The organism is Prevotella conceptionensis 9403948 (genome assembly GCF_000312305.1).
Lineage (GTDB): Bacteria > Bacteroidota > Bacteroidia > Bacteroidales > Bacteroidaceae > Prevotella > Prevotella conceptionensis.
On the sequence record NZ_HE999449.1, the window covers coordinates 184,802 to 198,709 of the forward strand.

The 13,908-nt window shown below is 46.3% G+C and carries 11 protein-coding genes; 10 read left to right on the forward strand and 1 reads right to left on the reverse strand.

Annotated elements, in window-relative coordinates; translation table 11 throughout:
• Positions 1-432: 432 nt before the first annotated feature.
• The gene (locus BN93_RS11375; RefSeq protein ID WP_019188445.1) at positions 433-1,413 is read right to left on the reverse strand and encodes an ROK family protein; all 981 of its coding nucleotides are present in this window, start codon (positions 1,411-1,413) and stop codon (positions 433-435) included.
• Positions 1,414-1,624: 211 nt separating this feature from the next.
• Here BN93_RS11375 and BN93_RS11380 point away from each other — a divergent pair, with 211 nt between their 5' ends.
• The 10 genes from BN93_RS11380 (at position 1,625) to BN93_RS11430 (ending at position 13,903) form a co-directional block, all read left to right on the forward strand.
• Complete coding sequence (locus BN93_RS11380; RefSeq protein ID WP_019188446.1) at positions 1,625-2,293, forward strand: LysE family translocator; 669 nt, start codon at positions 1,625-1,627, stop codon at positions 2,291-2,293.
• Positions 2,294-2,376: 83 nt separating this feature from the next.
• Positions 2,377-2,925: a DUF4924 family protein gene (locus tag BN93_RS11385; protein ID WP_019188447.1), complete on the forward strand. Its 549-nt coding sequence runs from the start codon at positions 2,377-2,379 to the stop codon at positions 2,923-2,925.
• A gap of 18 nt (positions 2,926-2,943) precedes the next feature.
• Positions 2,944-3,792 carry a dTDP-4-dehydrorhamnose reductase gene (gene rfbD, locus BN93_RS11390; RefSeq protein ID WP_019188448.1) on the forward strand — a complete coding sequence of 283 codons (849 nt, stop codon included), beginning with the start codon at positions 2,944-2,946 and terminating at the stop codon, positions 3,790-3,792.
• Positions 3,793-4,033: 241 nt separating this feature from the next.
• Positions 4,034-5,599 (forward strand): peptide chain release factor 3, encoded by a 1,566-nt coding sequence (locus BN93_RS11395; protein WP_019188449.1) that lies wholly within the window; start codon positions 4,034-4,036, stop codon positions 5,597-5,599.
• Positions 5,600-5,724: 125 nt separating this feature from the next.
• Complete coding sequence (thrS, locus tag BN93_RS11400; protein WP_019188450.1) at positions 5,725-7,689, forward strand: threonine--tRNA ligase; 1,965 nt, start codon at positions 5,725-5,727, stop codon at positions 7,687-7,689.
• Between the two features lie 279 nt (positions 7,690-7,968).
• The gene (infC, locus tag BN93_RS11405; protein ID WP_019188451.1) at positions 7,969-8,640 is read left to right on the forward strand and encodes a translation initiation factor IF-3; all 672 of its coding nucleotides are present in this window, start codon (positions 7,969-7,971) and stop codon (positions 8,638-8,640) included.
• Between the two features lie 103 nt (positions 8,641-8,743).
• Positions 8,744-8,941: a 50S ribosomal protein L35 gene (gene rpmI, locus BN93_RS11410; protein ID WP_009229858.1), complete on the forward strand. Its 198-nt coding sequence runs from the start codon at positions 8,744-8,746 to the stop codon at positions 8,939-8,941.
• A gap of 35 nt (positions 8,942-8,976) precedes the next feature.
• A complete protein-coding gene (gene rplT, locus BN93_RS11415; protein WP_009229859.1) occupies positions 8,977-9,321 on the forward strand; it encodes a 50S ribosomal protein L20 in 345 nt (114 codons plus the stop codon).
• Positions 9,322-11,101: 1,780 nt separating this feature from the next.
• Positions 11,102-12,166, forward strand: coding sequence for a LacI family DNA-binding transcriptional regulator (locus BN93_RS11420; protein WP_019188454.1), 1,065 nt, complete (start codon positions 11,102-11,104; stop codon positions 12,164-12,166).
• A 447-nt stretch (positions 12,167-12,613) separates the two neighbouring features.
• Positions 12,614-13,903: a Na+/H+ antiporter NhaC family protein gene (locus tag BN93_RS11430; protein WP_044260584.1), complete on the forward strand. Its 1,290-nt coding sequence runs from the start codon at positions 12,614-12,616 to the stop codon at positions 13,901-13,903.
• Positions 13,904-13,908 lie beyond the last annotated feature (5 nt).

The window sequence follows — 13,908 nt, forward strand, 5'->3', positions numbered from 1 at the left end:
AATGGATGCTTACGTTAACAGGTTAACCAGTTGACGAGTTAACAAGTTAACCAGTTAGCGAGTTGACAAGTTAACCAGTTGACAGGTTGACGAGTTAACAAGTAGGAAAAAAGTTAACTGGTTAGCGAGTTGACAAGTTAACCAGTGACAAGTTGGTAAGCTACCCTATCACAACGAAAATACAGGAATGGTGTTTACGCTCAACATTCATTGGGACGGTTATAAGTTGCTGGTTTTCTAGGTAGATGTTTTTCTAAGTGGAGGTGTTTCTAAGTTGGTGAGCTTTTGGTTTATGAGCTGAATTGCGTTTCTTTCAAGCTAAGAACCAACAAACTTATCGTTCGTTAGAGCCCGAAAACCGAAAACTCATAAACCAAAAGCTCACCTAACTTAGAGGCCTAAAAGGCAATATAGCTTAACAAAAAGCATTGTTTACAAGTCCCATCCCACGGCACTTGCGCCAAGGACGGCAGCCGAAGAGCCTTCAAGACCGCTAATGAGGAACTTTGCCTTGTCTTTGAAAATCTTCAACACGCTCTCATCGTATGCCTTTTTAAGCGGTTTCATCAGCAAATCGCCGGCCTTGGTCAGTCCGCCGAAGAAGATAAACGCCTCTGGCGAAGAGAAAGCAGCGAAGTCTGCACATGCCTGACCAAGCATCTTGCCCGTAAACTCGTAAACATCTACAGCCAACTTGTCGCCCTTAGCAGCCGCAAGTGATACATCAAGCGATGTGATTTCTTCCGGTTTCAAGTCGCGAAGGACAGAGGGAGTTGTGGTTTTCTCCAAGAACTCGCGTGCCGAACGTGCCACACCCGTTGCCGAGCAATAGGTTTCCAAACAACCAAAGCGGCCACACCCACAGCTGCGTCCACCTTCTCTCTGGGCGATGACGTGCCCTAACTCGCCGGCAAAACCGTCGCTTCCATACACCACTTGCCCATTAATAACGATGCCGGAGCCAACACCCGTACCTAGCGTGATGACGATAAAGTTTTTCATTCCACGTGCAACGCCATACGTCATTTCGCCGATGGCGGCCGCATTGGCATCGTTGGTAAGAGCAACGGGGATGCCGCCTAAACCCTCGGAGAACATTTCGGCCAAAGGAACAACCCCATTGTGTCCCCAAGTCAAGTTGGGAGCAAACTCTATCGTTCCTTTATAGTAGTTGCCGTTGGGCGCACCGATACCCATTGCCTTAATGGTTCCGATACCGCCAACCTGCTCAATGATGATGTGAAGCGCGTCGAGCGAAGCCTTAACATAGTCTTCTACGCTTGCATAGGCTTGTGTCTTAATGGCCGTAGTGGCCTTAATTTCGCCTCGGCTATCAACGATACCAAATACAGAGTTCGTTCCACCCAGGTCTAAACCAATGACGTATGGTTTCAAATCTTCTATTACACTCATGATGTGTCTTTATTTTTAGTTTAGTAATAATTGTTTGCTTTCGTGGATATAGGCCTTGTACACCGGTCCTAAATGGTGGCAGCATTGCGCCATCCTTTTGTATTTAGCCTTAAATTAAGCGTTGACAAAGTTATGAAAAATATGGAATAACACAAACTTATAAGTTGAAAATTTGCTCAATCCGCATATTTTTTGCAATTTTGCATCCGTTATGCCCTTACCTTTTCATATAGATATTGTAGACATTGTATTCAAGGGAATACTTATTGGTCTTATTGCCTCTGCTCCGATGGGGCCTGTGGGAGTGCTTTGTGTTCAGCGAACACTGAACAAAGGCAGATGGTATGGTTTTATCACAGGCATTGGTGCGGCGGTAAGCGATATGATTTACGCCTTGGTTACTGGCTATGGAATGAGTTTCATCATGGATCTCATCACCGCCCCACGCACACTTTTCGCCCTTAAAATATCGGGAAGTGTACTGCTGATGTTTTTTGGGATTTACTGTTTCAAGTCTAACCCCACCAAAAAAGTGCATTACAGCGGTAAGGGTAAGGGCACATTGATACACAACGGCATAACCGCTTTTCTTGTAACTTTCTCCAATCCACTCATCATTTTCCTCTTCATGGCCACCTTTGCCCAGTTCGCTTTCGTTGTCCCGAACAGGCCTTGGCTGATGGTTGGCGGATATACAGGCATTGTGTTGGGCGCTTTAATATGGTGGTTCGGGCTTACTTGGCTTATCGATAAGGTGCGCGGAAAGTTCGATAAAGGTGGAATTATACTCATCAACAAGATTATCGGCAGCGTGGTCATCATCTTTTCGGTGATATTTCTCATAGGCACGATATTCAATCTCTACACATTCGAATACTGACGCGCCCTGCCGCACGTCGCCCTTGTACTCCTATTCTATATAATAAGGAGTGGCTCATTTTCATCCCTAGCAAGCATCAACAAATGTACATCGCCAAACAACTAAGAGAAAAAAGCATTGCCGAATACATATTATATATGTGGCAAATAGAAGACCTGATACGCGCTTACGGCTGTTCGTTGCAACGTATCAGGCACGAATACATAGACAAGTTCGACTATACTGCCGAACAAAAAGAAGAAATGCTCGATTGGTACGGCAATCTTGTGCGCATGATGAACCAAGAAGGGAAACGCGAACGGGGACATCTGCAAATAAATGCCATCATCGTAAAGGATTTGATGGACCTGCACAACCTGTTGATGCAAAGCACCAAGTTTCCTTTCTACAATACGGCATACTATAAGGTGCTGCCCTTCATCGTTGAACTACGCAACAAGGGTGACAAGGAGGTGAACGAGATTGAAACATGCCTTGATGCGCTTTACGGCGTGATGTTGCTGAGATTGAGACAAAAGGAGATTACCCCCGACACCATGACAGCCATCAAAGAAATTTCCACCTTTGTGGGGATGCTCGCTGATTATTATCAGAAAGACAAGCGAGAAGGACTGGTTTTTGAAGACGAATAAACATAACCCACTGCATAAATGAACATTTTGATTACTGGCTGCAACGGCCAACTAGGAAACGAAATACAGCTGCTGCAAGCGCAGTACGCACAACACACGTGGCTTAACACCGACGTTAACGAATTAGACATTACCGACAAAGCCGCCATCGAACGCTTTGTTGAGGCGAACGAGATTGACGGCATGGTGAACTGCGCTGCCTATACGGCCGTAGACAAGGCCGAAAGCGACCCGCAGCTGGCGCGAAAACTGAACGCCGACGCCCCTGCTTTCTTAGCAGAGGCTGTAGCCAAACGCGACGGATGGATGGTACAGGTGTCTACCGACTACGTTTTCAACGGCACTAAACACACACCATACGTGGAAACAGACGAGCCTTGCCCTAATAGCATTTATGGACAAACGAAGTTGGAAGGCGAACAGGCCGTAAGTAAACTCTGTACAAACGCCATGATTATAAGAACGGCTTGGCTGTACAGCGAGTTTGGAAACAACTTTGTGAAAACAATGATTCGCCTAGGAAGAGAACGCGAACAACTAGGCGTTATCTTCGACCAGGTGGGTACGCCAACCTACGCTCACGACCTTGCTACGGCGATAATGACGGCCATAGACAAGGGCATCAAGCCTGGCGTTTACCACTTTTCTAACGAGGGCGTAACAAGTTGGTACGACTTTACCAAGAGCATACATCGCCTAGCAGGGATAAATACTTGCCAAGTATCTCCCTTGCACACCGCAGAATACCCTACCCCAGCCTGTCGCCCCGCATATAGCGTGCTCGACAAAACGAAGATTAAGGACGCTTACGGCATCGAAATACCCCATTGGGAGGAGTCGTTGGCCAAGTGTATTGCCAAACTTTAATCACGAAATTAACACGGTTTACAAAATAACGGACCTGTCAACTGAATAACGCCTCTGTCAACTTGTTAACCCGTTAATTTATCAACAGAATAACAGACTTGTCAACTCGTTAATCCGTTAACTTGTCAACTGAACAACTGACTTGTCAACTCGTTAACCCGTTAACTTGTCAACTGAACAACTGACTTGTCAACTCGTTAACCCGTTAACTTGTCAACTTTGAATAAGAACATAGAAAATAATGACTGAAATAGAAAGAAGACGAACCTTTGCCATCATCTCTCACCCCGACGCAGGTAAGACAACACTCACTGAAAAATTCTTGTTGTTCGGCGGACAGATACAGGTGGCAGGAGCAGTAAAGAGCAACAAGATAAGAAAAACGGCCACATCCGACTGGATGGACATCGAGAAACAGCGTGGTATATCGGTTTCTACCTCGGTGATGGAGTTCGATTACGAAGGCTATAAGGTGAATATCCTGGACACACCCGGACACCAAGACTTCGCCGAAGACACTTATCGCACACTTACAGCGGTAGATTCGGCCATCATTGTTGTGGATTCGGCCAAAGGTGTTGAAACACAAACACGCAAGCTAATGGAGGTTTGCCGAATGCGGAACACCCCTGTGATTATCTTTGTCAATAAGATGGACCGCGAAGGACGTGACCCATTCGACCTGCTTGACGAGTTAGAAGAGGAACTGCAAATAAAGGTTAGGCCCCTTTCGTGGCCCATTAACCAAGGCGAACGTTTCAAAGGGGTGTTCAATATCTACGAAAACCAGCTGCAATTGTTCACTCCCGACAAACAACGCGTTACCGAAAAGGTGGAGGTAGACGTAAATAGCGACGAACTAAGCGAACATATTGGCGAACAAGACGCACAGAAACTTCGTGACGACTTGGAGCTGGTAGACGGCGTTTACCCTGAATTCGATGTGGAAACTTATCGTGCTGGGCATGTCGCCCCTGTGTTCTTTGGCAGCGCACTCAACAACTTTGGTGTTCAAGAGCTGCTCAATTGCTTTGTGCAGATTGCTCCAAGCCCCAAACCCACTATGGCCGAAGAGCGCGAAGTGCAGCCCACAGAGCCGAAATTTACGGGTTTCATCTTCAAAATAACGGCAAATATCGACCCCAACCACCGCTCGTGCATCGCATTCTGCAAGATATGCAGCGGTAAATTTGTGCGAAACCAGCCCTATCGGCACGTTCGGCTCGACAAAACGCTGCGTTTCAGCAGTCCAACACAGTTCATGGCGCAACGCAAAAGCACCATCGACGAGGCCTATCCTGGCGACATTATCGGCTTACCCGATAACGGAATATTTAAGATTGGCGACACATTAACCGAAGGAGAGTTGCTACACTTCCGCGGCTTGCCATCGTTCTCGCCGGAGATGTTCAAGTATATCGAGAACGACGACCCCATGAAGGCCAAGCAATTGAACAAGGGTATCGAACAATTGATGGACGAAGGCGTGGCACAACTCTTCATCAACCAATTCAATGGGCGCAAAATCATCGGCACAGTTGGTCAACTTCAGTTCGAAGTCATCCAGTATCGACTTCAAAATGAGTACAATGCCAAATGCCGTTGGGAACCCGTTCACCTGCACAAAGCCTGTTGGATAGAGTCTGACGACCCCAAAGAACTGGAGAATTTCAAAAAACGCAAGTACCAATATATGGCCAAAGACCGCGAAGGGCGCGACGTATTCTTGGCCGATTCGGGCTACGTATTGAGCATGGCGCAGCAAGATTTCGAACACATCAAGTTCCATTTCACAAGTGAATTTTAGGTGCTTACACACTATCAGTAACTCCTTACCATGCCCAAAGCATGGTATATTTTGAAAAAATCTGTGCTTGATGTAAAAAGAAAATCGTATTTTTGCAATCAAAACGACAATAAATTAAAAGGTATATGATAAAGATAACATTTCCGGATGGCTCCATCCGCGAGTACGAAAAAGGCATTACCGGCTTGGAAATAGCAAAGAGCATCTCGCCAGCCTTAGCGCGCGACGTGCTGTCGATTGGCGTAAACGGCAAGACTACCGAGCTTAACCGTCCCATAAACGAAGACGCAACGATCGCGCTTTACAAATGGGAAGACGAGGAAGGCAAACACACCTTCTGGCATTCGTCGGCTCACTTGTTGGCCGAAGCTTTGCAAGCGCTCTACCCCGGCATTCAGTTCGGCTTTGGTCCTGCCGTAGAGAACGGCTTCTTCTATGACGTAATGACCAAAGACGGAACGCCCATCAGCGAGAACGACTTCCCTAAAATAGAAGAGAAGATGCGCGAATTTGCCAAGAGAGACGAGCCTATCGTGCGTCGCGAAGTGTCTAAAGCCGATGCCCTGAAAGAGTTTAAGGAAGACGGACAGGAATATAAGTGCGAACATATTGACCTCGATTTGGAAGACGGAACTATCTCTACTTACTCACAAGGAGCGTTTACCGACCTCTGTCGTGGCCCACACCTCATGTCCACTGGCCCCATTAAGGCCATCAAGCTCACGAGTGTGGCCGGCGCATTTTGGCGTGGCGACGCTCAGAAGGATCAGCTAACGCGTATCTACGGCATCACGTTCCCCAAGAAAAAGATGCTTGACGAGTATCTTGTTATGCTTGAAGAGGCCAAGAAACGCGACCACCGCAAGATTGGGAAAGAAATGGAACTATTCATGTTCTCCGAACGCGTTGGTAAAGGCTTACCCATCTGGTTGCCGAAAGGAACAGAACTCCGCCTGCGCTTACAGAACATGTTGCGTAAAATACAGAAACGCTTTGGTTATCAGGAAGTAATTACCCCACATATCGGCAGTAAGAACCTCTATGTAACTTCGGGGCACTATGCGCACTATGGCAAAGACTCGTTCCAGCCCATACATACGCCCGAAGAAGACGAAGAGTACATGCTCAAACCCATGAACTGCCCACACCACTGTGAGGTATTTGCATGGAAACCCCGCTCGTATAAAGACCTGCCCCTGCGTATCGCAGAGTTCGGCACGGTTTACCGTTACGAAAAGAGTGGCGAGTTGCACGGACTTACCCGCGTTCGCTCGTTTACACAAGACGATGCCCACATCTTCTGCCGCCCCGAACAAGTTAAGAACGAGTTCCTGCGCGTGATGGACATCATCCAAGCCGTATTCAAAATCTTCCATTTCGACGACTTTGAGGCGCAAATAAGTTTGCGCGACCCGAAGAACACCACGAAGTATATTGGTTCTGACGAAGTTTGGGAAGAAAGCGAACAGGCCATTATCGACGCTTGCAAAGAAAAAGGGCTCGACGCAAAGATTGCTTATGGCGAAGCGGCTTTCTATGGCCCTAAACTCGACTTCATGATAAAGGACGCTATCGGACGTCGCTGGCAACTGGGTACAATACAAGTAGACTACAACCTGCCCGAACGCTTTAAGTTGGAATACACCGCCGAAGACAACACGAAGAAAACGCCCGTGATGGTTCACCGCGCACCTTTCGGTTCGATGGAACGTTTCACGGCAGTTCTTATTGAACACACCGCAGGGCACTTCCCCTTGTGGCTCATCCCCGACCAAGTGGCCATTCTGCCTATATCAGAGAAGTACAACGACTATGCACAGCGCGTGGCCAAGTACTTAGACAGCGTTGGCGTTCGTGCAACGCTCGACGTTCGCAACGAGAAAATCGGCCGTAAGATACGCGATAACGAAATTAAACGTGTTCCTTACATGGTTGTTGTTGGCGAAAAAGAGGCTGCCGAAGGACTTGTTTCGATGAGAAAGCAAGGCGGTGGAGAGCAAGCCACAATGTCGATGGAAGAGTTTGCTAAGCGCATCAACGACGAAGTGGCCGCCCAATTGGCTGCTACCGACATCCATCCTAACGATTAAAGGCGTGCACAACAACTTGCTAACTAGTCAACAAGTCAACTTGTAAACGCGTTAATTAAACAGCCGACTTATGGTCTACACTTCGCAACACACCTGCGAATGTTACGTCCATAAGTCGGCTTTTATATTCAAACACTTCCCCCTCTCACCACATCCATAGTGTGAAAGTACTTTAACAAGGAAGGAAAAAGGACACGTATCTGTAAAATAATCAATGAATTATTTTGCTTGTTGCGCGAAAAATCGTACTTTTGCAGCCGCTTATCATAATATTGTTGAATGAAGAATGAAAGAATAAAGAACCAGTATCGCGTAAACGAGCAGATACGCGCGAAGGAAGTACGCATCGTAAACGAAGGCGGTTCCACTGTTATGCCCACCCGTCAAGCACTCGATATGGCACGCAGCCAAGGAGTGGACTTGGTGGAAATATCACCCAACGCACAACCTCCCGTTTGTCGCATCATCGACTATTCCAAATTCCTTTATCAGCAAAAGAAGCACGCAAAGGAAATGAAAGCCAAGCAAGTGAAGGTGGAAGTGAAAGAAATCAGGTTTGGACCGCAAACCGACGAACACGACTACAACTTCAAGCTCAAACACGCCAAGGAATTCTTGGATGCCGGCAACAAGGTTAGGGCTTACGTTTTCTTCCGTGGACGCTCCATCCTCTTCAAAGAGCAAGGCGAAGTTTTGCTTCTACGTTTTGCGAACGACTTGGAAGAATACGGCAAGGTAGAGCAGATGCCCGCACTTGAAGGCAAGAAGATGTTCCTTTACATCGCTCCTAAGAAGACTGGTGCGGTGAAAAAGAGCCAACAAAAGCTAGACAGAGAAAAGCGCGAGAACGAAACAAAGAACGCCGAAACAGAAGATGGCAACACTGACAATGGCCTATTTGCCAATGCCAAAAACGGTGAAGACGTGCTTAAAAAGCTCCAAGCAGAATAAAAATTCAGTGCCTATAAAGCCCAAACAAAGACAAGAAAAGAGGTGCGTAACGCCGGGTATATGCGTTGCCACCATATATAAATAACAAATAAACAACAAAAAAATGCCAAAAGTAAAGACAAATTCCGGCGCAAAGAAGAGATTTCGTTTCACCGGTACGGGTAAGGTTAAAAGGAAACATGCTTACCACAGTCACATCTTGACTAAGAAGACAAAGAAGCAAAAGAGAAACTTGGTTCACTCAACTCTCGTTGATCGTGCAGACATGAAGCAGGTTCGCGACTTGCTTTGCTTGCGTTAAACATTAGTCAAACATTTTTAAGTTAAGAAGAAAGTATGCCAAGATCAGTCAATCATGTTGCTTCTAAAGCAAGAAGAACTAGAATTTTAAAGCTTACAAAGGGTTACTATGGTGCCAGAAAAAATGTTTGGACTGTAGCCAAAAACACTTGGGAAAAGGGTCTTACCTACGCTTATCGCGACCGTCGCAACAAGAAACGTACGTTCCGTGCTTTGTGGATTCAGCGTATCAACGCTGCCGCTCGCTTGGAGAACATGACCTATTCTACCCTTATGGGAGCATTGCATAAGGCCGGTATCGAGATTAACCGTAAGGTGCTTGCCGACCTCGCTGTTAACAATCCCCAAGCTTTCAAGGCTATTGTAGACAAGGTGAAATAAAACAAATTCACAACCATAAGAAAGAGGACGCATTTATATGTGTCCTCTTTTTTGTTGCAAAGGGTGAAAAGATGGTGTAAAGGTGAAAGGGTGAAAGAGTGAAAAGGTGAAAAGATGGCTTTCAAAGGTGAAAGAGTGAAAGGGTGAAAAGATGGTTTAAAGGTGAAAGGGTGAGGGGGTGAAAGGATGGTGTAAAGGTGAAAGGGTGAAAGGGTGAAAAGGTGAAAAGATGGCTTTCAAAGGTGAAAGAGTGAAAGGGTGAAAAGATGGTTTAAAGGTGAAAGGGTGAAGGGGTGAAAGGGTGAAAATAATTGCGCCCATTAACTTGTTGCCCTGTCTCTCTCAAAAACTTGTCTTATTGTCAACTCGTTAACCTGTCAACTCCCAACTCGTCAACTCCCAACTCGTCAACTCCCAACTCGTCAACTCTTCAACCTATCAACCTATCACCCCATCAATTTATCAACTTGTAAACTTGTCAACTTCCCTACCTGTTAACTCCCCAACCTGTTAACTCCCTACCTGTTAACTCCCCTACCTGTTAACTCCCCAACCTGTTAACTCCCCAACCTGTTAACTCCAACCTGTTAACTCCAACCTGTTAACTCGGAAACTCATAAACTTGTAAACTCCCTACTTGCCAATTTGTCAACTCGCCCACTTGTAAACTCATTAACCCAGCAACTCAAAAAATCACCAACACAAAACTTAATTTATTATTTTTTATTTACAATACTGCTCGAATTTTCACTCCATTCTAGCGAGAATAAAGGTTAAAAAGCAGGTAGACTACTACCTTTTCCTGCTTTTCCTGCCTCCTAACCTGTCTGTTTTTACGAAAAAACCTGCATTTTGCACCATTTAGCCCTTCTAGTTTGGTTGCCAGCCCGTAATTTTTCAAGCCCAATTACTCGCTTTTGGGCATCAAAACCCCACTTTTTAACAGTTGTTTTGCCCATTTTGGCCATGTTTCTAATGCCTCGAAAGGTTTTTGTTTATACCATTTCAGTGGATATTTATGCTTTTCGGCTCGCATTTAGCAGCATTTCGCACTGCATTTAGCACCATTTTGCACTGTATTTAGCATCAAATCGCACTGTGTTTTGCACCATATTGCACTGCATTTAGCACCAAAACGCACTGCATTTTGCGGCATATTGTACTGCAATTAGCAACAATTAGCCCCAAAAATGGGGTAAATGACGGCTATTTTAAATAAAAATTCATTTTAACAACATCTACAACAAACCCCGTTTTGCATGAAAACAAACCTTCACGAGAATCGAATTTTTGCGACAAGCTGAGCGATTGTGACCCAATAGGGCACTCATAGTGTTAAAATCATTACCGAAAACCATACAAAAAACAATCTTGCTATGTACACGCACATGGGCAACGGTACGGAAAGCACGTACGCTTACGGCCGCCAGCGCGAACGGTTGCAGTACATGCTGCTCACGGCCAACAGAGACCACATCATGTAACGCAGAAGTAATCAGCCATTGACAGTCTGTTTTCAACTTGCAGTCTATGCACCACCAAAGAATAAGATAAATCTGCATAAACAGCACCTAAAAAATACAGGGGATGCTGTTTTTGGAGCCTGCTCAGAAAGATTGAGAGATGCCATACAAAGAACAATCTGCGTTAAAATCGTTCATATTTTCCAAATAATTATCCATTACGCGCACTCTTCTAGGCATTGACAGCGAAAAATCGCTTACGCAGTTGACTATTAGCAGGATATTTTGTATTTTTGCCTTGGATTACAGCATAACACATGAGCAGCAAAATAAGGATTAAGGATATAGCAAAGATGGCCGGCGTGTCGGTTGGAACAGTAGACAGGGTACTTCACGGCCGTCCAAACATTTCGAAAATAGCAAGAGAAAAGGTTGAGAAGGTGTTGGCACAGATTAACTACCAACCCAACATGTATGCCAGCGCCTTAGCCTATAACAAGTCGTACACGTTTTATCTTCTCGTTCCTCAGCACGAATCGGAGGCCTATTGGGAAGAGATTGAAGAGGGAGCAATGAAGGCTGCCGAGGTAAGACGCGACTTCCACATCAACGTTGAGGTGATATACTACGACCGTTTCAATGCCGAAACCTTCGTAAACCAAGTAAACCATTGCCTCTCACTCAATCCCGACGGCGTAATTGTTGTGCCTGCGCAGCTAGAAATTACACGCACATTTACCGACAAGCTGCATGAGCGAAACATCCCCTTTGTGATGCTCGACTCGTACATGCCCGACCTTCAACCGCTCTCTTTCTATGGTCAAGATTCCCTGGCAAGCGGATATTTCGCCGCCAAAATGCTCATGATGATTGCTTACCATGAAAGCGAAATAGCCATTGTGAAGCAAACCAAAGACGGTAAAGTGGTGAGTAAGCAGCAAGAAAACCGCGAAACTGGGTTCAGAACGTACATGAACGACCATTTCCCAAAAGTTAAAATCACCGACGTGAACTTGCCGATGGAAACGGGTAAGCACGAATATGCCGACATATTGGAAGATTTCTTCGCCCAAAACCCACAAGTGCACCATTGCATCACCTTCAATTCGAAGGCACACATCGTAGGAAAGTTCCTACTTCAGACCAATAGGCGCAACGTACAGATAATGGGTTACGACATGGTGGGCAAGAATGCGGAGTGCCTTAGGCAAGGCAGCATCTCGTTTCTCATTGCCCAACACGCCTACATGCAGGGTTATGCCTGCGTTGAAACACTGTTCCAGGCCATCGTACTTAAAATGGAGGTAGACCCCATTAACTACATGCCCATTGAACTGCTCACAAAAGAGAACGTAGACTTTTATCGCCGAACGCAACTCTAAAGCTGTAGACCGACAAACGCATTCGAATTGGGCCACAACCATAAAAGCTTGGCCATGCCACAGCACGAAAGCACATCGAAAGGAAGATGCGCTAAAACAGAGAAAGGCGCAACAAGCAACGACATTGCCTGCAAACCCAAGCAACACGGCGTTGCAAACGAGCACAACACTGATAACAACACGGGGCAAACAAAGAAGGTGGAGGACAAGAAAAGCCCCTCTTCCCCACCCCAGCGAAACGCCCCCTATGCACCAAGCCGTTGCAAACCAACGTTTTCGTTAAGCCAAGTGAACAATGTCGAGCTTGCTCGGACATTGTCATGGCGAGAAAACTCACTTTTCGAGGAACGAAATATAACATTTAATTAACGGCCACAAGCGAGCAACAGGATAACAAGAGTACCAAAATAAGCGTGCCTTTGACTCGCATCAAACCAAACAACAGACATGCACCATATTTCAAATAAGAAAGGATTATTGGCTTTAAGTCCGCTATTCGTGTTTATCGTGATGTATCTCGTCACGTCTATTGTAGCGGGCGACTTCTATAAGATACCCATTACGGTGGCTTTCATGATTTCGAGCATGTATGCCATTGCCACTTCGAGGGGCAAACCTTTGGCCGAACGGATAAACGTGTTCAGCAAAGGTGCCAGCACCAACAACATGATGCTGATGTTGTGGATATTTGTTTTGGCTGGTGCCTTTGCCAATTCAGCCAAAGAGATGGGCAGCATTGATGCTATGGTAAACTTCACGCTCAATGCCCTTCCAAGCAATCTGTTACTTCCTGGCATCTTCCTTGCGGCCTGCCTTATCTCGCTTTCTATCGGAACAAGTGTCGGAACCATTGTGGCACTCATCCCTATTGCCGTGGGCATTGCCCAAAGCACGGACGTTAGTCTTCCACTTATGGCCGGAATAGTTGTGGGCGGTTCGTTTTTCGGCGACAACCTATCATTTATTTCCGACACCACCGTGGCCGCTACCAACACGCAAGGCTGTCGGATGAAAGACAAGTTCCTTGTGAACATCTACATCGTTTTGCCTGCTGCCCTTGCCATTGTGGCCATTTACACGTTCTTGGGCTTTGGCGTTGCAAGCACACATGCCCCTTCAAGCATACAATATCTCAACATCTTGCCCTATGTGTTGGTTATCGTTACGGCCATTTTTGGAATGAACGTGATGGCCGTACTTACGCTTGGCATCGGCATGACGGGCATTATCGGCATTTGGAACGGTGCCTACGACCTCTTCGGGTGGTTTCATTCGATGGGCGAAGGCATCGTGGGCATGGGCGAACTCATCATCATCACCATGCTGGCAGGTGGCCTTTTAGAGATTATCCGCATGAATGGCGGTGTAGATTATGTTATCAACAAGCTTACGGCACGCATCAACGGCAAGCGCGGAGCAGAGGGAACTATCGCCCTGCTCGTTGCATTGGTAGACGTGTGCACGGCCAACAACACCGTGTCTATCCTCACTGTGGGCGGCATAGCCAAAGATGTTTCGCAGCGTTATGGCGTAGACAGTCGCAAAAGTGCCAGCATACTCGACACCATGTCGTGCTGCATTCAGGGCATCATCCCCTATGGCGCGCAGCTACTTATGGCAGCAGGCTTGGCTAAAATAAACCCTGCGCACATCGTGCCTTACCTCTATTATCCCTTTGCCATTGGCCTAGCCACCATCTTGGCCATTGTTTTCAGATACCCCCAAAAGTATAGCTAACAACA